The organism is Paenibacillus sp. 01L418 (genome assembly GCF_056400045.1).
In genome coordinates, this window is sequence record NZ_JBFTSN010000023.1 from 1 (window position 1) to 23219 (window position 23219).

Below are 23219 nucleotides of genomic sequence, written 5' to 3' on the forward strand. Positions count from 1 at the left end.
AACATGTATAGTCCGCCGCCTAGAAGCGTCGCATTTCCTTTTGGTCCTGTCGGCAGTGCCGACATAGCCAGGTTATCTTTTGGCATTTTCATATTTTGAACGATCGCATTACCCCAATCGGATATGCCAAAGCTCATCGCCACTTGCTCTGTTCCGAACATTTGGAATAAATCAGTACCGACATCAACTAGATTGTTTGCAGGAAGCACGTCATATTTCCATTTCAAATCCTTTACGTATTGAAGCGCTTCAGCAGCCTCTGGGGAATTAAATACAGCTTTCCATTTGCCATCTACCTGCTGTTCAAAATCAGCGCCATATGCCCAGGCGATATTCATGAACATCCAGCCGCCTTGATTGTTTTTGGTTGGGAAGAAAAAGCCGGACTTTCCTGTTTTCTCTTTGATCGTTTTAGCGGTTTGCGCAAGCTCCTCATAGGTTTTCGGGAAATTTGGCACCCCTTTGTCATCTACAAGGCCTGCTTGCTTGAACAGGTTTACGTTGTACATAAGGCCCATCACGTATCCGTCTTTTGGAATGCCGTAATATTTGCCGTCTTTTTGCACCAGCTTGAGCAAATCTGGGTTAAGCGCTTTGTCGAACTCATTTTTAGTCATAATATCCGTAATATCAGCGGCATAATTTGCCTTGATAATTTTGTCTGCTTCAGTAAAAAAGGTTTCATACACGGTAGGAAGCTCACCGCTTGCCGCTTTCGGAAGGAACGAGCTTACATCATAGCCCCATTCATCCTTATCCACTGTAATAAGCGGATATTTCTCTTTCATCTTGGCAACATAATCGGTGTAAATTTTGACCTGAGCTTCCTCATTCGGCTTCGGCCAGTTGCTGACCTTGATCGTTGTAGGCTTCGCTTCGGAAGGCGCTTCCGTCGCTGGATTATTTTCGCCGCTATTGCTGCTTGCCGTCGGCTCCACAGCATTATTGCCGCTATTTTTGCCGCAGCCTGCAATAACGAGAACAAACACGCACAACATAATAAACGTAAGCTGCCAAGTGTTTCTTTTTTTCAAATTCATTTGTAATCCCCCAGCCTTCTATTTGGAATGATGACTTTACGAGCTTTTGAAGCGCTTTCTTATTTGCCGGCAACTAAATGCTATCATACTCATTATCGCATTCAGTAGGGCACAAATCTGCGAAACAGTTTAATATTCTGCGCGCTTCCTTAACCTTTGATGCTTCCGGCAATCGAATAGCCTTGCATAATATATCGCTGGAAGACTAGAAATAGTAGAACCGGCGGAACGATGGCAAACGTTAATCCAAGGAACTGGATATCTGCAGGCAGCGTAGCTTTCAAGTTAAAAATAGCAACGATGACCGTCCACTGCGACTGGTCTTTCAGAATCATATACGGCCAGAAAAAGTCATTCCATACGCCGTTGATCGTTAAGATCGAGATCGTGATGAGCACAGGTCCACTCAAAGGCAAAATAATCCGCAAAAAAATGCTTAGCTTGGAAGCTCCGTCAATATGGGCTGATTCGACCAAGGAAGCTGGAATCGTGTCGAAAAAGTTTTTGAAAATAAGAATGACAACGGGATTGACCGCCGCCAAAAACCATAAAGGCCAATACGTATTCGTAAAGTTAATATGAAACAGTGGAAAATCGACAATATTGCCGAACAAAGGAACAATTCCGACTGTACTCGGCAGCAGCACTGTCCAAAGAATGAGCAAAAAGAAAAAGGCGCTTCCTTTTGGCTTCAGCTTGGAGAAAAAGTAACCTGCCAATCCATTAAACAACACCGTAAATACAAGCGTTCCGATCGTCACATAAGACGTATTCAAATAATAACGCATAAACTTGAACTCATTCCATGTGTCCCAAAGCTTCTCGATGTGAAACGACCGCGGAATAATGGTAGGCGGAATTTCGTAAAACTCCTTCACATCCTTGAAGCTGGACAAAATAACCCAGACAGGAGGCAGAAGGCATACGAGTGAAATGATCGTCATGATCGCAAAAAATAGCCAATACATAATTTTAACCTTAGGTATTTTGTATTCCAGATCCCCAATAATTCCTGATGATTTAGCCGTTTTCATTTACTCACTCCTTACTCCTTGTCCCATTTTTTCTGCAATTTGAAATAGTAGACGGTCATAACCATCAAAATCATAAAGGTAATGACGCCGAGTGCCACCGAATGACCCGCCTCGAAATATCGGAAGGCATAGAAGTAGCTTTGCAGCTGCAGAGTCATAGACGCATTATTAGGGCCGCCCTCTGTCAAAACGAGAGGCTCATTAAAAATTTGGAAAACGCCGCTAATTTGTAAGATCAGCGTTAAGCCGATTAAAGGTGAAATCTGCGGAAGCGTAATGTTCCAAAATTTTCGCCATATGCCTGCTCCATCAATTGAAGCCGCCTCATACAGCTCACTATTCACACCCTGTAAACTGGCTAGAAATAGAAGCGTTGTTGCCCCGAAGCTTCTCCAAGTGATCGTGAGCACAATTGTAATAATCGTCAAGCTTGGGTCCTGCAGCCACCCCTGCGGATGAATGCCGACCATGCCTATTATTTTATTGACCAAACCGTTCTCGCTCGGCTCAAAGAGGAACATCCACAGCATCGATGCTGCAATTCCCGGAATCATGCTTGGGAAAAAAGCCGAAAACCGAAAAAAAGAGCTCCAATGCCGCATTTCATTAATCATGACAGCAACGACGATCGGAATCACGAATCCAATAACAAGAGACCAAAAAACGTACATAAACGTATTGATCAAGGTTTGCTGGAATACCGAATTGGTAATGACATCGATATAATTTTGCAGCCCGATAAATGACTCTGCTTTAAATCCCTTTGTCTTAAAAAAGGATAACCAAATGCCTGACAATAACGGCTGCCATGAAAAGAAAAAGAAAAAAAGCAGCGTGGGAATAATTAAAAGCCACGAGGACCATTCCTTCATCCAATACATAAAAAAAGTCGATTTTTTCTGCTTAGGAGTATACGTGGGTGTACCGGCGTTTACGCTCATGTTGGCTTCCTTTCCTAAATGATGTATTTAATTAAAATGATAACGCTTCCTTGCAAAGAGCAACATCCTTCAACCCYGCGAAATGGTTTGACATGATGTGAAATATAAGCGCCGATTGCTTCTAACGTTGTTCTCCCTTCTTCATGGCAATCGCTGCTTTAGCTCATGGTAGCACAGTAAAAAGATTTGCCAGTAGGTTGTTATCCTGCGAAAGGGTGGATTATTCTGTCGGAACCTTCCATGGCACTGACGAAATAAGGACGATATATTATAATAAAATGGATCGACAACAATGGGTTATGGGGGAGTCGGACACCATGTTGAAAGCGCTTATCGTCGACGACGAATATTTAGTTCGCACAGGATTCCGCGAGACCATCGATTGGGCCGAATATGGGGTAGAGATTATTGGAGATGCAAGCAATGGCGTGGAAGGGCTGGAGCTCGCACTGCTTCATCAGCCCGATGTCATTGTGACTGATGTGCGTATGCCTTATATGAACGGGCTGGAGTTTTTGGAGAAAATAAAAGAGCATAATCTGCATTGCGGCGTTATTGTGCTCAGTGGATACGATGAATTTCAATATGCCCAGGAGGCGCTTCGCCATGGCGCAGCCAGTTATCTGCTTAAGCCGGTAAATATCGATGAGCTGGCAGAAACGGTCCAGCAAATTGGGCGGCAAACGATTGAAAAACGAGCAAACCGCATGCAATTTCAAAAATATAAAAAAGAAGAGAACGCCATCTCCTCGCAATTTTGGCTTGATTTATTTTACGGGCGACTCTCTGACACCAATTTGATTCAGGAGAAATATGATTGGCTGAGTATCGCGATTGCGCCTGAGAATAATCTGATTGCTGCTGTCATCTCTATCATTCCAGACACCGTTACAGCGATAGATTTTGTTGATCAATCCAAATGGTCGGCAATTGAACAGCAAATTCGCCAGATCTTAAACAACCATTCAGTGAGCACTATAGCTGTTTTGCAAAGTGCACCGACAGAATGGACAGTCATCGCGGCTTCGAGCCTGCCAATCACCGATTTTGCTTCCACCATGTACACTTTTGGTTACGCTGTCATTAAAGAAATAAAAGACTCCGCCGGCTTCCAATTGACGGTAGGCTTCACTGAAGCAGCTAACCGCTATGCGGGCATACACACTGCGTTTGTGAAAGCGCGTGAGGCGGCACGCAAATCCATCTCTGGATTAGGCGGCGTTTTATTTGAATCAGAAAATGAACGTTCAGGCTCAAGACGCGAGGTTCGGGACGCGCTCGCCTATATTAGACTTCATTATGCAGATAACATTACAGCCGACATGGTTGCCGAGAAGGTTCATGTCAGCCCAACTCATCTGATGCATTTGTTTAGGAAGGATCTGAACAAAACGTTTTATGAGTGCCTGACGGAATATCGCATCGATGAGGCTAAGCGTCTGCTGCGCTACTCCTCCTATCGCGTTTATGAGGTCGGTCTGCATGTTGGCTTCGGCGATTCCAAATATTTCAGCCAAATTTTCCGCAAAATGACCGGGATGTCTCCTAGCGAATATGCCAAATATCAACAATAAGCAGGATCGCAGCGACAAGTCGTCCTCTATTTTGCGTAAAATGAACATTAGAACCCGAATCGTCTTTGTCATCATCGCCGGATTGACGCTGCATCTCACTTTGATGCTGGGTGTGTTCAATATTTACGCTCACACGTATCTCAAAAACAATTTGTACAATCACATTGGCAATATTCAAAAAGAGATCGGACTCAGCTTAGAGCTGATCGTCGATGATATCCAAATGCTTTCGCTCCGTTTCCTCGTCAATACAGACATTTACCGCCTAATCGGCGACTTGTCCATTGCAGAGGATGAGAAAAAAACGCGTATTCGTTCGCTGATGGAAGGCATCGTCGCCAAAAACGAGCTGATCGGCGACGTGGTGATCATTACAAATGAAGGCACCCGTTACCGATATGTCGCCGATACAGAAATTTTTGAAGATCCGGATGACCTGCTGCTATCCAAAATCGAGGAGTCTATTTTACCTGTTATCGGTAAGGTGAAGCATAACGCTAAAGGTGACGCCTATATCGTTTTCGGACAAAAATATCGCAATTTCAATACTGGCCAAAACATTGGTACGATTCTCGTCTATGTGAAGGAATCTTCGCTGTTTAATCTTTATAAGCCAGCGTTTGAGGGGCTAGGCTATTCCTATATTGCCTCGGTCACTAATGAAGTGATTTCACATCCGGATAAACGGGTGGTCGGCAATACTCTTCTGGAATCGGATTCGTTCCATCCCGGAGAAACGGCAGGTTATCGAAACGTATCATCGGGGCATGAAAACTATATTTTGAGCACGTATCCGCTGAGCGACCGCCTGAACCGATTCGGCGTCAGCTGGAAGCTTGTTTCCGTTGTATCGCGGCCACAATTGTTTGCAGCGATTACGGAAGGAAACCGCAACGCGCTATATTTCGCTTTGCTCGTTTTTGTTGGTCTCTTAGCTCTATCTTTTTATTTGGCATCCAAAATTACGGAGCCTGTCTTCAATCTGACAAAGAAGCTGGGTGCGATAGGAAAGTCCGGGCTGCAGCTCATGAATGATCGAAATAAACCGAGCGACGAAATCAGTGAGCTTGAAAACAGCTATTACACGATGATCGACCGAATCAACAACCTCATTCACGAAAACAATGAGGAAAAGGAAAAGCAGCGAGTGATGGAGCTAACCGCTTTGCAATCGCAAATCAATCCGCATTTTTTGTACAATACGCTCGATGCGATCACTTGGACGGCCAGGCTGAAAAAACAACCTGAAATCGAGAGAATGATTTCTGCGTTAGCGACCTTCTTCCGAATCAGCCTGCATAAAGGGGACAAGCATATTCCCGTTGAGGAAGAGATTCGGCTGGTAAAAAGCTTTGTAACCGTTGAGCTGATGCGTTTTCCAGACAAATATGATGTCACCTACGATATCCCAGAGCCGCTTCGGAAAATTCGCATCTTGAAGCTTATTCTTCAGCCATTAGTGGAGAACGCCATTAAACATGGCATGAGTGAGAAACAAGGAAAAGGATTAGTCGAGGTTAAAAGCTGGCGAGACGAAACCTATCTGTATTTTGAAATTAAGGATGACGGGGTAGGGTTCAAAAGCAAATCCAACATTCAAAGCACCGACAAAAATGTGTTGTTTCAAAGCGGTTACGGCCTCAGAAACGTTGACGAGAGGATTAAACTCGAATATGGCAAGGAATCGGGGCTCACGATAACGAGCGAACCCGGAAAAGGAACGACTGCCCTTATTCGGATTCGCCTCAGCCTAGATCAAATCTCATGATGTCTGCGCATTTTTTTGTACAAATCCTTTAATGGATCTAGAATGCTGCGAGACAGCCGCTTAATCAGTATAAAAAATAGTGCCAAAATAAAAGCGCCAACTCCGATTAGCGTATTTCTTAGCAGTCGGAGTTCGCTTTTGATCGGCTCACCTGAGATCAGAATCGCGATTCGATCATCAGAATGATACAAGCGATATAACAAAACAATGCCTTCTTCCGTCTGATTGATCGTCATTTCCTCATTCGCTTCTTCTTGTGTATCCTCCTGCAGCGTTTCCCAAATCACATCGTTAGGCTCTTCCTGCAAGCCATTTGCATTCAAAATCGCATGATCATGCGTAATAATATAGGTAGGATGACGGCCATACAATTCAGGATCGTCGGCATGATAGAAGCTGCTCATCTTTTTCAAATCCACATTCATGAGAAGCAGGCCTGTGATCTTCTCGTTTGTATCGATGATTTTGGCCACATAAACCAGCTTTCTGCGTGGATCTGTGTTCTTGTACACGAGCGAGCTCGAAGCTTGAACAATCCATTCGGACGTTAAATCTGAGCTTAAAAACTTCGTATATTCGGGAAGCTTCTGGGTCTCCTGGAACGAGCGTATCGCCGATACGTTGCTTGATGCGTACACGCTGCCGCTATTCCCGTACATCACCATATCTAAAATATAGAGGTTGGATGAAATCATGCCGTCCAATATCGGCGTAATGGTATTGTCATATTCGCTGCTTGTGAGGGAAGCATGAACGGCTGTATTGTTTGTCACCAAACTAGCCATTTCCTCCATCCATTTCATAAACAGCTGGGCGTTTTTGTGCTGTTGGCCTGTATATTGAAGGGAAAGCTGACGCTGCATTTCCGAGCTTTTGTTCTCCATGGTCCGAAATACGAGCATGCTGGACAAGATTACATATAAAACAATGACCGATAGCAAAATAATTTTCATTTTCTTATCAAGCGATCTGAACACCGTATCCCCTCGTTCCCAGTTGTCCTTATTTCTATTTTAACGCAAGCTATAATGAAGCGCTTTCTTTTATTGCCCATCGATAGTACCATACAAGCTGCTTATAAAAAAGCCGTTAAAGCTGCGAAATGGTTTGCAATCGCAGGATCGAAGGATAAACGAAAAAAACTCCCGACTATCTCAGGAGTTCATTCGCAGATTGTGAGCAGACCGCTATAACGTTTCAACTAGTGCTTGCGCAGCTTCTTCGATATGCGATTGCCCGCTGACTGCATCAGCTGTACGAGTAAAATAAGAATAATGACACAAACGTACATCACGTCGGGCTCCCAGCGCTGGTAGCCGTACCTAATCGCCACATCGCCTAAACCGCCTGCGCCAAGTACACCCGCCATCGCTGTTGCGCCGATTAATCCAATCGTTGCGATGGTTAAACCAAGCACAATCCCCGGTCTTGCTTCCTTCAAAATAACCCGCCAAATGATTTGCCGGCGCGAGGCTCCCATCGCTTGAAATGCTTCAATAACACCGGTATTCACCTCCAGCAAAGCCGATTCGATAAGCCTCGCAATATAAGGCGCGGTATAAAAGACAAGCGGCACGATTGCCCCTTTCACCCCGATTGTTGTATGCACAATCCATTTCGTAATGGGAATGATCGCTATTAAAATAATGATAAACGGGACAGACCGCAGCACATTGATGACTGCGTTTAACAGATGATAAAGCACCTTGTTCTCATAAATATGATTTGGGCGAAGCACGACTAGGCAAATGCCCAGAAACAAGCCAATAATAGTGGAGAAAAACAAGGAATAGACAACCATCGCCGCTGTTTCCCCTAGCGCTTCTGTGTATAGATCATGGTTCTCGGCTAGGCTTCTGAAGAAGCTATCCAGCATGCTTAAGCACCTCCACCTGCATTCCGTTTTGTACCATGTATGCAATTCCTTCTTCTATGGCAGTCGATTCGCCCGGCAAACTAATTAAGAGAAAACCAAAAACGGTATCTTTAATTTTCGTTATATTCCCGTACAAAATGCTTGGCCGAAGCTGATAGCGCAGCGTCAAATCTGCGAGTATAGGCTCGCTTACCGTATCTCCAATGAAGGAAATGCGAAGCAGATGTTTTGGCTCTGCAGGGTGGTTGGCTTTGTAAAGCAGCTCCTGCGGCAAATCCGCATCAAACACGCTTTTCGTAAATTTTTTGGTCGTATCCGTTTGCGGTTTCGTAAACAGCTCCAAAATAGAGCCCTGCTCTACAATGATGCCGTTCTCCATAACGGCTGCTCGATCACATATCTTTTTCAACACATACATCTCATGGGTAATCAATACAATCGTAATTCCATAGGAACGATGAATGTCGAGCAGCAAATGCAAGATCGAATCGGTCGTCTGCGGATCAAGTGCCGATGTCGCTTCATCGCATAACAAGATTTCCGGCTCGTTGGCAAGCGCCCTTGCAATCGCCACACGCTGCTTCTGTCCTCCAGACAATTGAGCGGGGTAGCTGTCACGTTTATCCTCAAGATCCACAAGCTTCAGAAGCTCACTTACCCTTGCTTCAATTTGTTTTTTGGGGACACCTGCAAGCACGAGCGGAGAAGCTATATTCTCATAGACGGTACTCGACATAAGCAAGTTGAAATTTTGAAAAATCATCCCGATTTTCCGCCGCATAATGCGCAGCTCCTGCTCGTTAAGCGATGCCAGATCCGTGTCATTTATACGTATACTGCCAGCAGTCGGCCGCTCCAAATAGTTGATGCAGCGCAGAAGCGTGCTTTTGCCTGCTCCGCTGTAGCCGATAATGCCGAAAATTTCCCCTTTACGAATATGCAGATTCGCGTCCTTAATTGCATGGATGTTCTGTTTGCCCTGTTGATACGTTTTGCTGACATTTTCGATCCAGATCACTGTACAACCCCGCCTCTGCTAAAATGTTAAAAAGGTCTCTTCATCTAAGAAGAGACCAAGGTCTATTTTCGAGTTACCAAGATGCGACAATGTACGTGCCGTATTTTTCTTCTACGAATTTCTTGACTTGGTCGGAATGATAAGCCTTAATCAATCTTTGGAATACCGGCTTATCCTTGTCCTCGGTTCTTACTGCAATAATATTTACCCAAGGAGAATCCTTTGGCTCAATAAAAATGGCATCCTTCGTTGGCACAAAACCCGCTTCTACCGCATAGTTGGTGTTGATTACTGCCGCCGTCAGATCGCCAAGCGCTTTCGGAATGAATGCTGCATCCAGCTCCTCAAATTTCAATTTGAGCTTGTTTTCTGCGATGTCGCGAACAGTCGCTTTAATGCCAACGCCTTCTTTAAGCTTAATCAGTCCAGCGTTTTCAAATAGAATCAACGCGCGTGCGCCATTCGTCGGATCATTAGGCAGGCCGATAACATCGCCTTCCTTTATTTCAGAAACGTCTTTGATTTTTTTGGAGTAGAAGCCGATTGGAAAATTAAGCGTGTTCGCGATCTTCACCAAATCAAGGTTGTTATCCTTCTTGAATTGATCGAGATACGGCTCATGCTGGAATGCATTGGCATCAAGCTCGCCTTCCGCCAGCACTTTATTCGGCTGTACATAGTCATTGAATACAACAAGCTCAATATCGAGGTTATCCTTTGCCGCAACTTCCTGCACCTGTTTCCAAATCTCTTCCTCAACGCCTGCCGAAATACCTACCTTAAGCTTCGCGTTCTCTCCTTCTCCCTCTGCACCGCTCAATTCTGATTTGTTGCCGCACGCGGCAAGCACAGCGGTTAATACCAGTGTCAGCATAATCAATACGATCTTTTGTTTCATATGATCTCCCCTGCTTCCTATTTGTTTTTCAAGCTGATTACATGTCTAGAAAAACAGAAAAGCTCTTATTCCACGATGCCGGCTGTTTGCGCCGTTCCGTGAAATAAGAGCTTTTAGTCGTCTAATCAGCTCGATTTCTTATAATTCCGATGAGCTTACTATAGATTATATTTATTGCTTCTGTCAACGATTTTATTTGTCATTCAAGCGCTAGATCTTCCATGGATGACCAATTCCAACGAAGAACGGCTGCCGCTCGGTTATTGCCCCACGCTGCAGCCGCGCTAGCCATCTTACGATTTAGCCAGCACCTCATCCTTAATCCGCTGTACAACCTCAGCAATCGCTAGTGATCCGAGATCACCTTCGCCTCTTTTCCTGATGGCAACGCTGCCCGCGTTTTTCTCACTTTCACCGAGTACCAATGTGTAAGGCACCTTTTCAAGGCCAGCCTCGCGAATTTTATAACCCAGCTTCTCATTCCGTGTATCCACTTTAGTGCGAATGCCCGCTTCAGCGAGTGCTTCCTTCACCTGCAAGGCATAATCGATATATTTCTCCGAGACAGGCAGCAGCTTAACCTGAACAGGTGCGAGCCATAATGGGAATGCTCCTGAATAATGCTCTGTCAATATACCGATAAAACGATCAATCGATCCATATACCGCACGATGAATAACGACAGGGCGATGCTTCTGGTTGTCTTCGCCAATATAGGACAAATCAAATTTCTCAGGCATTTGGAAATCAAGCTGAATCGTGCCGCATTGCCAGCTCCGCTTCAAAGCATCGAGGATATGAAAGTCGATTTTTGGCCCATAAAATGCACCGTCGCCCTCATTTACGCGATATTGAATATTGCGGCTGTCCAGTACGCTGCGCAGTGATTGCTCCGCTTGATCCCATAGCTCCTCGGAACCCATTGAGTCCTCTGGTCTAGTCGACAGCTCAATTTTGAAATCAAAACCGAATACGCCGTAGATATGGTCGATCAATGCGATCGCATGGCTGATCTCTGCTTCAATCTGATCAGGCCGCACGAATATATGAGCATCATCCTGGCAAAACGTACGCACCCGCATCATGCCGTTCAGAGCACCCGAGTACTCATGGCGATGAACCTGGCCAAATTCCGACATCCGAATCGGAAGCTCTCTATACGAATGCAGACTGTTTTTGAAAATCAGCATATGCCCCGGGCAGTTCATCGGTTTTAGCGCATAAGCCGTGTCATCCACATTTGTAAAATACATATTGTCCTTATAATGATCCCAGTGACCCGATTGCTCCCACATCCGCTGGTTCATCATAAATGGCGTGCGTACTTCCTCATAATCCCGCTGCCACTGCTTCTCGCGAATCAGGCTCTCCAGCTCCGTACGAATTGTCATGCCGTTCGGCAGGTAGAACGGCATGCCCGGCGCCTCTTCTGAGAACATGAACAGCTCCAATTCCTTGCCCAGCTTGCGGTGATCACGCTTCTTCGCTTCCTCCAGCAGGTGCAAATGCTCATCAAGCTGCGCCTTTTTCGGGAACGACGTGCCATATATGCGCTGCAGCATTTTGTTGTCCGAATTGCCACGCCAGTAAGCGCCTGCTACACTTAGCAGCTTGAACGCCTTGATGCGTCCTGTGGAAGGTAAATGAGGACCGCGGCAAAGGTCAACAAACTCGCCTTGCTCATACAGCGAAATAATGGAATCGTCCGGCAAATCACGAATTAACTCCAGCTTGAGCGGCTCTTCCTCCTGTGCGAATAAAGCTGTCGCTTCCTCGCGACTCACTTCACGACGCGTAATAGGCAGGTTTTCTTGAATAACCTTGCTCATCTCCGCTTCTATCGCAGCAAGATCATCTGTAGACAACGGCTTCTCGATATCAATGTCATAGTAGAAGCCATCCTCAATAACAGGACCAATCCCAAGCTTCACAGTCTTTTCCCCATAGATACGCTTTATGGCTTGTGCCATCACATGCGCTGTACTGTGACGGTAAATCGCTAAACCATCAGCACCATCAAGCGTTATAATTTCAACGCTGCTGCTTGCTAGGATGGGCTCGTTCAGATCGACGAGCCTGCCATCGACTTTTCCCGCGACTGCATTTTTGCCAAGGCCAGTACTGATTGATTCCGCCAATTGCGCGGCGGTTGTCCCCCGTGGATACTCCTTAACTGTTCCATCCGGTAATGTAATTGCAATACTCATCATGCAGCCTCCGATCGAATGTAGTTGAACGCAAAAAAAACACATCTCTCCCACCAAGGGACGAGTGCGTTCAGCTCGTGGTTCCACCCTCATTCGATCTGCTGCTTTATATGACTGGCTATCCGCCAGACTTAAAGTTACAGCAAGATCCTTATTGAGCACCCGGTAACGAGGATGAATCGGTGTTATTTACAATCGCTTTGTGCAAACAGCGGGTTCAATAACACGGCTACAAAGGGGTAATTACACAATCGGTTGCTGGAGAAGCTCTCAGCCTTAGCCTCTCTCTCTGGACAGCTCGTATAAGGTAATCATGTCTTTGGTCAAAGCCTATTTATGGGTAAATTGTAATTCGAATGTTCCAATAAGTCAACTGCAGCCAAGTATTCATGGAAATAAGCATAATTTTTAGCATTTTTATTCGATCATTTTAGACGTGCCCAGTCACTTCCACATGCACCATCGGACAAAATATGCTTTAATATACCAAAGGAGCGTGATTCAATGGACATCAAATCGTTTCTATTTCCAAAAAACGAGGTCTCATACCTCATGACATCCTCTAATATGAAAGAAGCCATAGATAAATTAGAGGCTAGCCACTATACAGCCATTCCGATCTTGGACGACAATGGCTTATATTTCGGAACACTTTCCGAAGGGGATTTGTTATGGAAGTTGAAAGCCACACCCGGCCTCACCTTCGATACAATGCACGAAATTCCTGTCGTCTCCATCAAAAAACGGATGAAAGTCGAATGTGTCGCGATCAACGCCGATTTGGACGATATGCTGGCGCTGGCGGCCGATCAGAACTTCGTTCCCGTCGTAGACATCGATCGTGTCTTTCTTGGTATTATTCGCCGCAAAGATATCATCGAATACTATACCCGAAATATTTCTGATTAATTGGAAAAGCCAGATCATGCAAATCAAGAAGGCTGCCGTCGCCGGCAGCCTTTTATGATGAATTAGTGGTGAACACGCTTAAATGCTTTGTTTGGATAACGCTTCAAAATACGCTGCAACGACCTCACGAAATTCCAGAGCAGCTCGCGAAATATACCGATTCCTATGCCATAATAGCGCTATCTCCCGTACTAATTCGTGATTCTCTATTTGGAGATAATGGATTTGTTCCCGCGAATTCCTTGCCGTGCTGGGTATGAAGGCTATACCTATTTCGGCCTCTACAAGCATGCTAAGCCTTGCAGGTTCATCCCCCTCATACACATATTTTGGTACAAATCCAATCGATTCGCATAAAGAGTCCACTAAATCGCGCGTACCGTAACCTTTTTTCACTCCGACAAACCATTCATCCCTTAGCTCTGCCAAAGATACGCTGCTTCGATCTGCCAGCCGATGCCCCTTTGGAACAGCTACAAGGATCGGGTCGATAAACACGATTTGACATTCGATATCATCCCCTTCTATAGGAGGCGAGGACAAGCAAAAATCCACTTCTCCTCTATCCAGAAGCGTAACCATTTCCTGTGTGGTGAGCATTTGCACATGAAATTGAATATCAGGACGTTTTTTCCGAAACTCACGAAGGATATTGGGCAATTTGCTTGCAGTGGTCACTGCTAATTTGAGCGTGCTATGTTCCGGGCTGGATAAATCGCTAAGCTCCTGCTTCCCCTGCTCCAATTCAAACAATGCCCTTTCTGCACGGCGGAGGAATAGGCTGCCATACTCATTCAATCGCAAATTCCTCCCTATTCGATCGAATAAGGGAACCCCTAAATCCTCCTCCAAGCGCCCAATCGTTTTGCTTAGTGAAGACTGAGTAACGTGCAGATTGCGTGCAGCTTCGGTCATATGCTCCAAACGAGCTACCGTAAGAAAATATTGCAGTTGAAGAAGTTCCATTTTGCGCCCCCATTCATTCCCTCAAGTCAATGAGATTATAGCATCAAATGCGTTGGAATGAATAAATGATTTCAAGTACGATGACATTAATACGATTTGGGGGCGATTCAAAAATGAGTGTTCGCAGCAGGTGGTTAATGATCTCCGTTGGTCTAGGAATACTATTGAACCCATTAAATTCTTCGATGGTTTCAGTTGCTATTCCACGTCTGCAGCATGTATTCCAACTTGATTTTACAAGTGTTTCTTGGATTATTTTTTCCTTTTACATTGCAAGCAGCATCGCTCAGCCTATTATGGGAAAGGCCAGCGATTTATTCGGGCGCAGGAAGATCTTTCTTGCCGGCCTTGTTGTAGCCTTCGTTGCGTCATTACTAGCTCCGCTGTCACCAAACTTCGGATGGCTCATAGTGTTCCGCATTGTGCAAGCCATTGGAACAAGCATGATGGTTGCCGTTGGAATGGCTATTGTACGCATTCATATTACAGAGAAACAAGCGACTGCGCTGTCTGTTTTGTCCATCTTTCTATCGGGAGCGGCAGCCATAGGACCCTTTATTGGCGGGATCTTGATTCATTCGTGGGATTGGACGGCTATCTTTTTCGTCAATATTCCATTTGCGATAGCTAGCTTTCTATTAGCATGGAGAACTATTCCTATCGATGAACCGCAAATGCACGCTGCAAAGGACATGTCTTTTCGTATGTGGTTTGATTTGATAGATGCGTCAGGAATCCTGCTCTTTACAGTAGGTCTGGTTGCCCTGCTCGCTTCATTGCTCTCAGCCAAATCATCTGGACATGTCTCATTCAGAAATGTCGTTGCCTTGCTGGTCGGACTTGCTGCACTTGGGGCATTCGTTCGACATGAGTTAAAAGCGGCGTCACCTTTTATTCCACTGCGCACATTCGCCAAATATCCTGCGATGACTTGGGTTAATGTAGAATTCATGCTCGTTAACGTATTATATTACTCGCTCTTTTTCGGGCTACCATCCTACTTGCAAATGGTACGCCATGTCAGTGAGTTCCAAACCGGGATTCTCATGCTAAGCTTAGGCTTATGCTCGCTAGTTACTTCTCCAATCGCAGGACGATGGATCGATAAATCAGGACCAAGACCAGCATTGCTGGTATCTGCCATACTCATGACACTTGGGTCAGTGTGGCTCGTCACATTGAATCAAAATTCACCGGTTATTAGCGTATGTCTAGCTTTGGCTGCATTCGGTATTAGCAACGGGCTGAACAATGTAGGGATGCAAGCATCCTTGTTCCAAAGCTCTCCAAAAGAAATAATCGGTGTAGCATCCGGATTATTTAATACATCCAGATACTTTGGAACCATCCTCTCCTCATTGTTGATAGGTATCGTTATGGGCGATACGTTCAGCTTCGAGGGATTTCATGTGCTTGGAATTATCCTCACGGTCATTGCGTTGTCTTTGGTATTCCTGAACCGGCGGCGCCGGGACTCAATTCGATACGGAATCCATTAATTCGAAGAAATATTTTGATTCATGAGTCTGATAAAGCTTAAACCAAGCCTGTAATGTATTTGGCGCAAAAACATCCAACAACTGCAGTACATGCATCGTAAATTCCAGCGGGGCTATACCTGATGCAGTAACTAAGTTTCCATCTGTTACTGCAGGCTCCGTTTCATAATATTTTTCTCCCGTATAATTAGGACAAACCATTTTCAAATATTCGAGATCGTTGCTTGTATGTCTTCTTGAGTCGAGCGCTCCCATCTTTGCAAGTCCCATTGTAGCGCCACAAATCGCTGCAACTACTGTTCCTTCTTCTAATGCTTTTGAAGCTTTTTTCAATATAGGCTCGTGAATGGGTTCCATCCAAGTATCTCCGCCTGGAAGAACGAGTACATCCATACTTTCCAAACTACACTCTTCAATAGAAATAGCAGGCAGTATTTTCAATCCTCCCATTGTAGTAATAGGATTTTTATCAGCACCTACTGCAATGACCTCTAAAGACGCTAACTCCTTTTTAAAATATCTCCCTGAGTTAAGCTCAGCAGTTAAATAACCTACTTCCCAATCTGCCATCGTATCAAAAACATAAAGATATACTTTTTTTGTCTGCATAATAAACACTCCTTTTGTAATATCTGAATACCCCTATTATAAAAAAACTTCACTGACATCCTCCGTCAGTGAAGTTTTTTAAATTTGATAGAAATCAATTAAACGGTTGAAGAGCGCTCATGCAGGAAATCAGATGGAGAGCTGCCAACAATGCGCTTGAATATACGGTAAAAATACGAAACATCGTTATATCCTAAATAGTCGGCGATTTCACTAATCATCAGCTGCGATTCGGTCAGCATGTAGATCGCCGTCTTCATTCGCTGATTGTGTACATATTCGCTGATCGTCTGGTTCGTAACCGCCTTAAATAAAGTAGCCGCATAATTCGGTGTCGTATTAATGACATCCCCCAGCTCCTCCTTCGTCACCCTCTCGCGATAATGCGTCGAAATATATTGCTTCATGCTGTCAACACGCCGATGCTTGTCCGAGGAAATCATTCCGCGATCCTTCTCTTGATTGAGATAGACCAGCGCTTCCGTAAGCAGCGCMTCTGCCATGAGTTCATAATAAGGCGGTTTCTCCTTGTATTGTGTCCAAACTCCCCGCAGCCTCTCTTGTATCACTTCAAAGCGCCCGAGCCGTTGCTTTAACGGCTCCTCCAGCTGAAGCAGAGGGAGGCTGCACTCGGAAACGATTTTGCAAAAATTGACCACATACTTCGTGTGGACGACCGTTGGAATGCTTTTCCCATAGTATGGAATATGCCCCGGTATAAGGAGCAAATCTCCTTTTTCCAAAATCACCTTCTCCTCGTTCACCCAATATACACATTTCCCATAAGTCACTAACGAGAGATGAAAGGATAACATGCGCCCCTCACCTTCCTCGTACCAATCCGCCCCGTTGTCCTGATGCACATCCATAATTGCCAGCATAATGAACGCTCCTTAGAACCGTACTATTGTACATTCATTGTACTATAGTTCTTATCTCCTTTCGACTTTTCACGTTACAATGAAAAAAATAAGGAGGCCTACAACATGCTAAAAACAAAAATTATTTGTACAATGGGGCCCGCTTGCGACTCCGTTTCGACGATTAAAGAAATGATCCAAGCAGGGATGACTGTTGGTAGACTGAATATGGCTCACGGCGAATTAGAAGATCACGTTATGCGAATGAACAATATACGGCAGGCTGCACGCGAGCTGAACACTTTTGTTCCCATTATGATGGATATTAAAGGTCCTGAGGTGCGGATCGGCAAGCTGAAGGAAGCGTCCTGCGAGCTGGTTATCGGTGAAGATTTGATTCTCACGACGGAGGATGTACTCGGCGATGCAACTCGTCTTCCTGTAAACTATTCCGAGCTTCCGCTTGTCGTAAAAACAGGCGACCGGATTCTCATTGATGATGGACTTGTTGATCTGACGGTATTGTCGGTTGAAGGTAACGATATTCGTTGCAAAATCGTGAGCGGCGGCATATTGAAACCTCGCAAAGGCGTTAACCTGCCAGGCATCAAAACGACGCTGCCAGGCGTAACGGAGCGCGATGTCGTGCATATTCATTTTGGCATCAAACATAATGTTGAGATCATTGCTGCTTCCTTTGTAAGAAAAGCAGAGGACATCTTGGAAATCCGCAACATTCTTGAAGAAGCAAATGCAAGCCATGTACAAATCATTTCCAAAATTGAGAACGCTGAGGGCATGCAAAACCTTGATGCAATTATCGAAGCATCCGATGGCATTATGGTCGCGCGTGGTGATCTAGGCGTTGAGGTACCGATCGAAGACGTGCCGATGATGCAGCGTGAGATGATCAACAAATGTAATCTTGTAGGCAAGCCGGTTATTGTTGCTACACATATGCTCGAATCGATGCAGGTTAACCCGCGTCCAACTCGGGCTGAAGTAAGCGACGTAGCCAATGCGGTTATTCAAGGCGCTGACGTCGTGATGCTCTCCGGCGAGACAGCTGCTGGAAAATACCCTATCCCATCCGTACGGACAATGGCTTCCATCGCAAGAAAAGCGGAATCCATGATCGATTATAAAGAGCAATTCGATAAAAAGAGATCGCAGCAAAGCACGAACATTACGGAGGTAATTAGCCAAGGTGTCGTTAGCTCCTCGCTTGAGCTGAGCGCCAAAGCAATCCTTACTTCAACGGAAAGCGGCTTTACTGCTCGCATGGTATCCAAGTACCGTCCGATGTCACCAATTATCGCAATTACGCAGCATGATCATGTGCTTCCAAAAATTTGCTTGCTCTCCGGCGTTATTCCGGTTAAAGGCGATGCAGTAACAACAACAGACGAAATGTTCGAGTCCGCTATCCGCAATGCCAAGCTGACTGGACTTATTGATACAGGCGATATTATCGTGCTTTCCGCTGGCGTGCCAATCGGCCAAGCCGGGGCGACCAATCTTATCAAAGTAGCACAAGTATAAGTAAGTATTTCGCCAAAAATGGCATGATATCAAAAAGCTGCGCCGTCCGAGGACGATGCAGCTTTTTACTCATATAAATGCAGCCCGAATGACTCAACATAATGATCTTTCATGAAGCTTTCACAAATGACATGCTTTCCTATGCCTTTTGGAGCATATTATAATAATAACAACACATCGTTTCTACACTTAGGAGGGAATGGGTATGAAAAAAGAACATACCGTTCATTTCAAAATTATGCATGGCTCGGCAACCAAGACGCTAACCGGACTCATGTACCTAGAAGAAAACACAAAACCAACTGTTCAAGATTATCAAGAAGTCCTGAAACAATGCGGACATGATGTACATATCGAGAATGAAGAGCAGTTWATTTTCCGCTCCAACAACCCAGCAGACGATTATTTGATCGACGTTCTTGAAAACTATAAGAAAAACGACAAAGATCTACATGCTGACCATCTCGCACAAAGCTTTGTAAAAAAGACGCCATTCCTATAGAAATATTACTAGAATAGGAGCAGAAAGGCTGTTTCGGGTCAAATGACCTCATGAAACAGCCTTTTTTTATCGTACAAAATAAACTGTTTACGACTTTGACAGCTGCTAAAGTACCTATTCCTTAATAAGGCTTTGGAAATATTTTCATGTTGAATTGGTTGTGTTATGCTTCTTCTAGGATTATAAAAGCTTAGAGTCAGCATGAAGCTATACCGTTCATGATCCATGAAAGTTGGTGATTCGTGAGTACAAATGAAAGTATCACCTTAGTTGTCATTACCCTCATTTCCGTGCCGCTTTTCCTGCTTGCCTTCATCGTCATTCGGCAATCGTTTAAGGATACTCGGGAAACTAAATTTATTTTGAAATATGGCGAATCCTTTGACGCGACTGTGAGCTCCATACAAAAAACCAATACGGAGATTAACGGTCATCCTGAGGTTTTTATCGGATTAACGATTCCAAGAGAGCATGCAGATCCTTATCGCGCCATCATTAAAACCGCCATTTATATGGTTAATATTCCTCAGTATCAGCCTGGCCGTAAAGTAAAGGTGAAGGTGCTGGAGACTAACGGCAAAATTAAGGTCGCCTTGGAAGGCGCACATGTATTTTAACTTCCATGAAATAAGAAAGAGCGCCGCAATCGGCGCTCTTTCTTATTGTACTGCAGCTGCCTTTCGTTTCCGCAGCAATAGCGTAAGTGGGATAGAGCAGATAATAATAATCGTCCCCAGATGGAAAACATCCTGAACGCTAAGCGACAGCGCAATGGTTTTGGACGATACTCCGTCCTCCAAATGAGCAATCGTCTGCGCAGAGAGGATCGTGCTGAACAAACTAATCGATAACGCTGATGTCCCCTGCCTGATCCAGTTCATCACCGCAGAGGCATGACCTGAATTGACGCTTGGTACGGCAGACATCGCAGCGTTCGTCACGGGCATGTTGCTGAAGCCAATCCCCATATAACGAATAGCCACCCATACCGTAATAAATGCCGCGCTTGTCGCCACATTCGCATGGCTAAGCTCCCATGTGGCTAATCCCATTAGCAGCAAACCGATGAAGATTAGCCTCGATGGTCCTATTTTGCCATAAAGCCTGCCTACTGCAAGCGAGATTAATACCATCGCAAGTGTACCTGGAAGCATAACCATCCCGGTAGTAAAGCTCGACTCCCCTTTAATATTTTGCATGAAGATCGGAACGAGTAACGTGCCTGCATATAAGGAAATCGTTATACAGCAGTTTAGAATGACTCCGTAAGTAAACCTCGGTATCTTCAGTACTCGCAGATTTAATAAAGGATTGCTTACTCGCAGAGTCCTTACCACAAAATAAGCAAGCACGACTAAACCAGCAGCGATCATTCCGAGTGTTTGCCAGCCCGCCCAGCCCCAATTATGCGCCTCGCTAAATGCGACCAGCAATGCGCTTGTTCCGATGAGAACTGCGCCAAACCCGATCCAATCCAGCTTAATCCCGGTGCTTAATCGATAATTAGGAATGTACTTCGCGGCAATAAGCACAGCAATAATGCCAATCGGAATGTTCATTAGAAATAATGATTTCCAGCCGTAAATTTCAGCAAGCCATCCGCCTATCGTCGGCCCAAGCGCAGGAGCAAGCATCGCTGATACGCTCCAGAAGCTGACGGCAACAGCCTGTTTTGATTTCTCAATGGTCTGGTAAATGATTGTCATCGTTGTGGGCATAATAATTCCGCTGAAGAATCCTTGCAAAATCCGAAACGCAATAAGAGATTCAATACTCCAGGCGAAGGTACAAAGCGCAGACGTTATAGTAAAACCGGCTAGTGCGATCACATATAATTTTTTGTAGCTCCATTTATCACCCATAAAACCGATAATCGGAGCAATAATACCTGTTGCCATCATAAAACCGGATAACATCCATTGCACCGTGTTTAAACTGGCATGAAAATCATCCATAAAGATAGGCAACGCCACATTTATCGTAGTTGTACTCAAAGAGGCCATGAAGTTGCCGAAAAAAACGGCAATCATAATGGTCCAAAATGACGAAGCTGCTTTTTGCGAGGTATCCACATTCATGCTCCTATTCCTGTAATTGATCTAAAGCTTTCTGTACCCGCTTCTCTGTTTCGGTAAGTTCTTCTTTAAACTGCTCCATACGTTTAATTTTCATGTCGATCATCGTTTTTTCCTTATGGAGCACCTGTGATATTTCGAAAAGCTTCAATTTTCGCGCTTCGCGATCCTCACTCGTACGATATTCACTTTTCTGCTGCTCAATGAGCGATTGAAACTCCATATACTGCTGAAGCTCTGCAAGCGAGAAGCCGAGCACCTCTTTTACGAGCAGTATTTTGTTGATTTTCTCTATATTTTCCTCTGAATATAACCGAATACCGCCTTGCGTCCGCTCCGGTGCAGAGATTAAGCCAAAATCCTCATAATACCGAATGGCGCGTTTCGTTAATCCAGTACGCTTGGCTACTTCTTCAATTTTTAGCAAATCCAATGTCGAGCACCTCCGAATTTTCTACAATAAGCATACTCCTAGTGACAGTTAACGTCAACGTTAACTTTTGAGAGAGCAATAGTGATGGAGCAGAAGCTTTGCAAATAACTTGCCGTTCATAAGCAAAAAAACAATCTGAAACATAACTACATGTTCCAGACTGTTTTTTGATCTCAGTTATATCGATGACTTGAAAACGCCATGCGGCAAGCAAGCGTGAACGCCTTTAATGCCATTCACAATTTGAGTAATCTTTAAGTCAACAACCGAGCTTCCAAGTGCGATCGCTTCCACTCGGTTTAAACCATATAATTCACCCATAAGATCAAGCATCCCATCCAGCGCCTCGACGGTGGCTTCATTTAAGTCTTCATGAAAACCAAACGTAATCCACCCTGAAGGCGTATTCGCTCTAGGATTCGTCAAATCGATGTCTTCCTTCACCGTTATCGTTACGTCAACTATATCCATTGGAGACTCAATCGCCTGACAGCTAATCTCCCCATCGCCTTGACGAGCGTGGCCATCTCCTATGGATAAATAACCTCCGTCTACAGAGATCGGCAAATATAATGTGCTTCCTTTGACAAGCTCCTTGCAATCGATATTGCCGCCGCAGGCGCGAGGAGGAAAAGTGGAATGAATACCTGGACTATCCGGGGGCATCCCAATCACGCCCATAAAGGGTTGTAGCTCTACCGTAAACGATTTGTCATTAATGAGACAGGTTCCCCTCATCCATTCCTTGTCTAGTTTCCAATCGAGGGAAATCTCTTTATATTCGGTTAGCTTTAGCTTTTGATTTTGCCAATTTGGATATTGGCCTGCTGCTGTAAAGCCGTATGATCCTGGAATGATATCATTAAATCTAATCTCAAGGGTCATTCCTTTTTTTGCTTCTTTGATAAAGAAGGGACCAATTAAAGCATGCCCACTATCGATATCCTGTCTTCTTGAAAAAGGTTTATATCTATCTTGATTGCTTGTACCCGTACCCCAACCTGCATCCAGCGTTTGAAAACGAATGGAATCACCTGATTCGATCGTAAGCAGCGGAGTCACTTCTGTTGTAAACGAGCCAATTAGGGAGCCTTGCGCCAATTCAATTTCGTGAACGGTCATGAATGATCCCTCCAAAAAAGCTAAATTGCCTTTCAAATTTATATTACCATAATTGGAAAATTAATAGTTATATGAAGTGAGTCCATCTCAATTTAGCTCATTGTTTGTCCTAACGGTTGGAACCTCCCCCATGGACTACATACAGTAAGATAGTATTATAAAATCGTTCTTTATCATAAGAAGAACGATTTTTTTTATTTTACAATAGAAGTAAGGCTAAGCGGGATGAAGATCATGCGCTTGCCAATATCTTTTTGATTTGAATAGGAGTGTGAACCAAAATACAGATATAGATTAATGATGTGTATGTTTTAGTGTTACAACCATTTAGGAAGTCCAAAGCATG

21 protein-coding genes are annotated in these 23219 nt (G+C 44.6%); 7 read left to right on the forward strand and 14 right to left on the reverse strand.

All coding sequences use genetic code 11. The features are described from left to right. The 3 genes from AC1DSE_RS05360 to AC1DSE_RS05370 form a co-directional block, all read right to left on the reverse strand. Nucleotides 1-1040, reverse strand: a 1040-nt coding sequence (locus AC1DSE_RS05360; protein WP_477527472.1) for an ABC transporter substrate-binding protein, incomplete at its 3' end; no start/stop codon positions are given. Between the two features lie 149 nt (nucleotides 1041-1189). Next, nucleotides 1190-2074 carry a carbohydrate ABC transporter permease gene (locus AC1DSE_RS05365; RefSeq protein WP_477510736.1) on the reverse strand — a complete coding sequence of 295 codons (885 nt, stop codon included), beginning with the start codon at nucleotides 2072-2074 and terminating at the stop codon, nucleotides 1190-1192. 11 nt (nucleotides 2075-2085) lie between these two features. Beyond that, a complete protein-coding gene (locus AC1DSE_RS05370; RefSeq protein WP_477510735.1) occupies nucleotides 2086-3015 on the reverse strand; it encodes a carbohydrate ABC transporter permease in 930 nt (309 codons plus the stop codon). Between the two features lie 317 nt (nucleotides 3016-3332). Here AC1DSE_RS05370 and AC1DSE_RS05375 point away from each other — a divergent pair, with 317 nt between their 5' ends. Then, on the forward strand, nucleotides 3333-4589 hold the full coding sequence (locus AC1DSE_RS05375; protein WP_477510734.1) for a response regulator transcription factor: 1257 nt from the start codon (nucleotides 3333-3335) through the stop codon (nucleotides 4587-4589). Further along, nucleotides 4570-6357 (forward strand): sensor histidine kinase, encoded by a 1788-nt coding sequence (locus AC1DSE_RS05380; RefSeq protein ID WP_477510733.1) that lies wholly within the window; start codon nucleotides 4570-4572, stop codon nucleotides 6355-6357. The genes AC1DSE_RS05375 and AC1DSE_RS05380 overlap by 20 nt, the downstream gene beginning before the upstream one ends. On the opposite strand, the gene AC1DSE_RS05385 is transcribed toward AC1DSE_RS05380, so the two are convergent. The 5 genes from AC1DSE_RS05385 to thrS all read right to left on the reverse strand — a co-directional run bounded on the left by AC1DSE_RS05385 (nucleotide 6345) and on the right by thrS (nucleotide 12356). Further along, nucleotides 6345-7334, reverse strand: a complete 990-nt coding sequence (locus tag AC1DSE_RS05385) for a cache domain-containing protein (protein ID WP_477510732.1) — start codon at nucleotides 7332-7334, stop codon at nucleotides 6345-6347. The genes AC1DSE_RS05380 and AC1DSE_RS05385 overlap by 13 nt on opposite strands. Nucleotides 7335-7558: 224 nt before the next feature. Continuing rightward, complete coding sequence (locus AC1DSE_RS05390) at nucleotides 7559-8233, reverse strand: methionine ABC transporter permease (RefSeq protein ID WP_477510731.1); 675 nt, start codon at nucleotides 8231-8233, stop codon at nucleotides 7559-7561. After that, nucleotides 8223-9251, reverse strand: a complete 1029-nt coding sequence (locus AC1DSE_RS05395; protein ID WP_477510730.1) for a methionine ABC transporter ATP-binding protein — start codon at nucleotides 9249-9251, stop codon at nucleotides 8223-8225. The genes AC1DSE_RS05390 and AC1DSE_RS05395 overlap by 11 nt, the downstream gene beginning before the upstream one ends. Before the next feature lie 73 nt (nucleotides 9252-9324). Next, on the reverse strand, nucleotides 9325-10149 hold the full coding sequence (locus AC1DSE_RS05400) for a MetQ/NlpA family ABC transporter substrate-binding protein (protein ID WP_477510729.1): 825 nt from the start codon (nucleotides 10147-10149) through the stop codon (nucleotides 9325-9327). A gap of 293 nt (nucleotides 10150-10442) precedes the next feature. Further along, nucleotides 10443-12356 (reverse strand): threonine--tRNA ligase, encoded by a 1914-nt coding sequence (thrS, locus tag AC1DSE_RS05405; RefSeq protein WP_477510786.1) that lies wholly within the window; start codon nucleotides 12354-12356, stop codon nucleotides 10443-10445. Nucleotides 12357-12860: 504 nt separating this feature from the next. Here thrS and AC1DSE_RS05410 point away from each other — a divergent pair. Continuing rightward, nucleotides 12861-13265, forward strand: coding sequence for a CBS domain-containing protein (locus AC1DSE_RS05410; protein WP_441881104.1), 405 nt, complete (start codon nucleotides 12861-12863; stop codon nucleotides 13263-13265). A gap of 78 nt (nucleotides 13266-13343) precedes the next feature. Here AC1DSE_RS05410 and AC1DSE_RS05415 read toward each other — a convergent pair whose 3' ends face one another. Beyond that, nucleotides 13344-14231: a LysR family transcriptional regulator gene (locus AC1DSE_RS05415; protein WP_441881105.1), complete on the reverse strand. Its 888-nt coding sequence runs from the start codon at nucleotides 14229-14231 to the stop codon at nucleotides 13344-13346. Nucleotides 14232-14344: 113 nt separating this feature from the next. On the opposite strand from AC1DSE_RS05415, the gene AC1DSE_RS05420 reads away from it, so the two are divergent. Continuing rightward, entirely contained in the window at nucleotides 14345-15730 is a 1386-nt protein-coding gene (locus AC1DSE_RS05420; RefSeq protein WP_477510728.1) for an MFS transporter, read from the forward strand. Here AC1DSE_RS05420 and AC1DSE_RS05425 read toward each other — a convergent pair. Together AC1DSE_RS05425 and AC1DSE_RS05430 are read right to left on the reverse strand one after the other, a co-directional pair. Continuing rightward, nucleotides 15707-16339, reverse strand: coding sequence for a type 1 glutamine amidotransferase family protein (locus tag AC1DSE_RS05425; RefSeq protein ID WP_477510727.1), 633 nt, complete (start codon nucleotides 16337-16339; stop codon nucleotides 15707-15709). The genes AC1DSE_RS05420 and AC1DSE_RS05425 overlap by 24 nt on opposite strands. A gap of 98 nt (nucleotides 16340-16437) precedes the next feature. Further along, a complete protein-coding gene (locus tag AC1DSE_RS05430) occupies nucleotides 16438-17220 on the reverse strand; it encodes an AraC family transcriptional regulator (protein ID WP_477527473.1) in 783 nt (260 codons plus the stop codon). Between the two features lie 105 nt (nucleotides 17221-17325). Between AC1DSE_RS05430 and pyk the strand changes: the two genes are divergently transcribed. The 3 genes from pyk to AC1DSE_RS05445 all read left to right on the forward strand — a co-directional run bounded on the left by pyk (nucleotide 17326) and on the right by AC1DSE_RS05445 (nucleotide 19860). Continuing rightward, a complete protein-coding gene (pyk, locus tag AC1DSE_RS05435) occupies nucleotides 17326-18741 on the forward strand; it encodes a pyruvate kinase (protein ID WP_477510725.1) in 1416 nt (471 codons plus the stop codon). A gap of 205 nt (nucleotides 18742-18946) precedes the next feature. Next, entirely contained in the window at nucleotides 18947-19243 is a 297-nt protein-coding gene (locus tag AC1DSE_RS05440) for a hypothetical protein (RefSeq protein ID WP_477527474.1), read from the forward strand. A gap of 242 nt (nucleotides 19244-19485) precedes the next feature. Further along, nucleotides 19486-19860 carry a hypothetical protein gene (locus AC1DSE_RS05445; RefSeq protein WP_477510724.1) on the forward strand — a complete coding sequence of 125 codons (375 nt, stop codon included), beginning with the start codon at nucleotides 19486-19488 and terminating at the stop codon, nucleotides 19858-19860. A 42-nt stretch (nucleotides 19861-19902) separates the two neighbouring features. Here AC1DSE_RS05445 and AC1DSE_RS05450 read toward each other — a convergent pair whose 3' ends face one another. The 3 genes from AC1DSE_RS05450 to AC1DSE_RS05460 all read right to left on the reverse strand — a co-directional run bounded on the left by AC1DSE_RS05450 (nucleotide 19903) and on the right by AC1DSE_RS05460 (nucleotide 22873). After that, the gene (locus AC1DSE_RS05450) at nucleotides 19903-21315 is read right to left on the reverse strand and encodes an MDR family MFS transporter (RefSeq protein WP_477510723.1); all 1413 of its coding nucleotides are present in this window, start codon (nucleotides 21313-21315) and stop codon (nucleotides 19903-19905) included. Between the two features lie 10 nt (nucleotides 21316-21325). Next, entirely contained in the window at nucleotides 21326-21751 is a 426-nt protein-coding gene (locus tag AC1DSE_RS05455; protein ID WP_339206240.1) for a MerR family transcriptional regulator, read from the reverse strand. A 177-nt stretch (nucleotides 21752-21928) separates the two neighbouring features. Further along, a complete protein-coding gene (locus AC1DSE_RS05460) occupies nucleotides 21929-22873 on the reverse strand; it encodes an acetamidase/formamidase family protein (protein WP_477527475.1) in 945 nt (314 codons plus the stop codon). Nucleotides 22874-23219 lie beyond the last annotated feature (346 nt).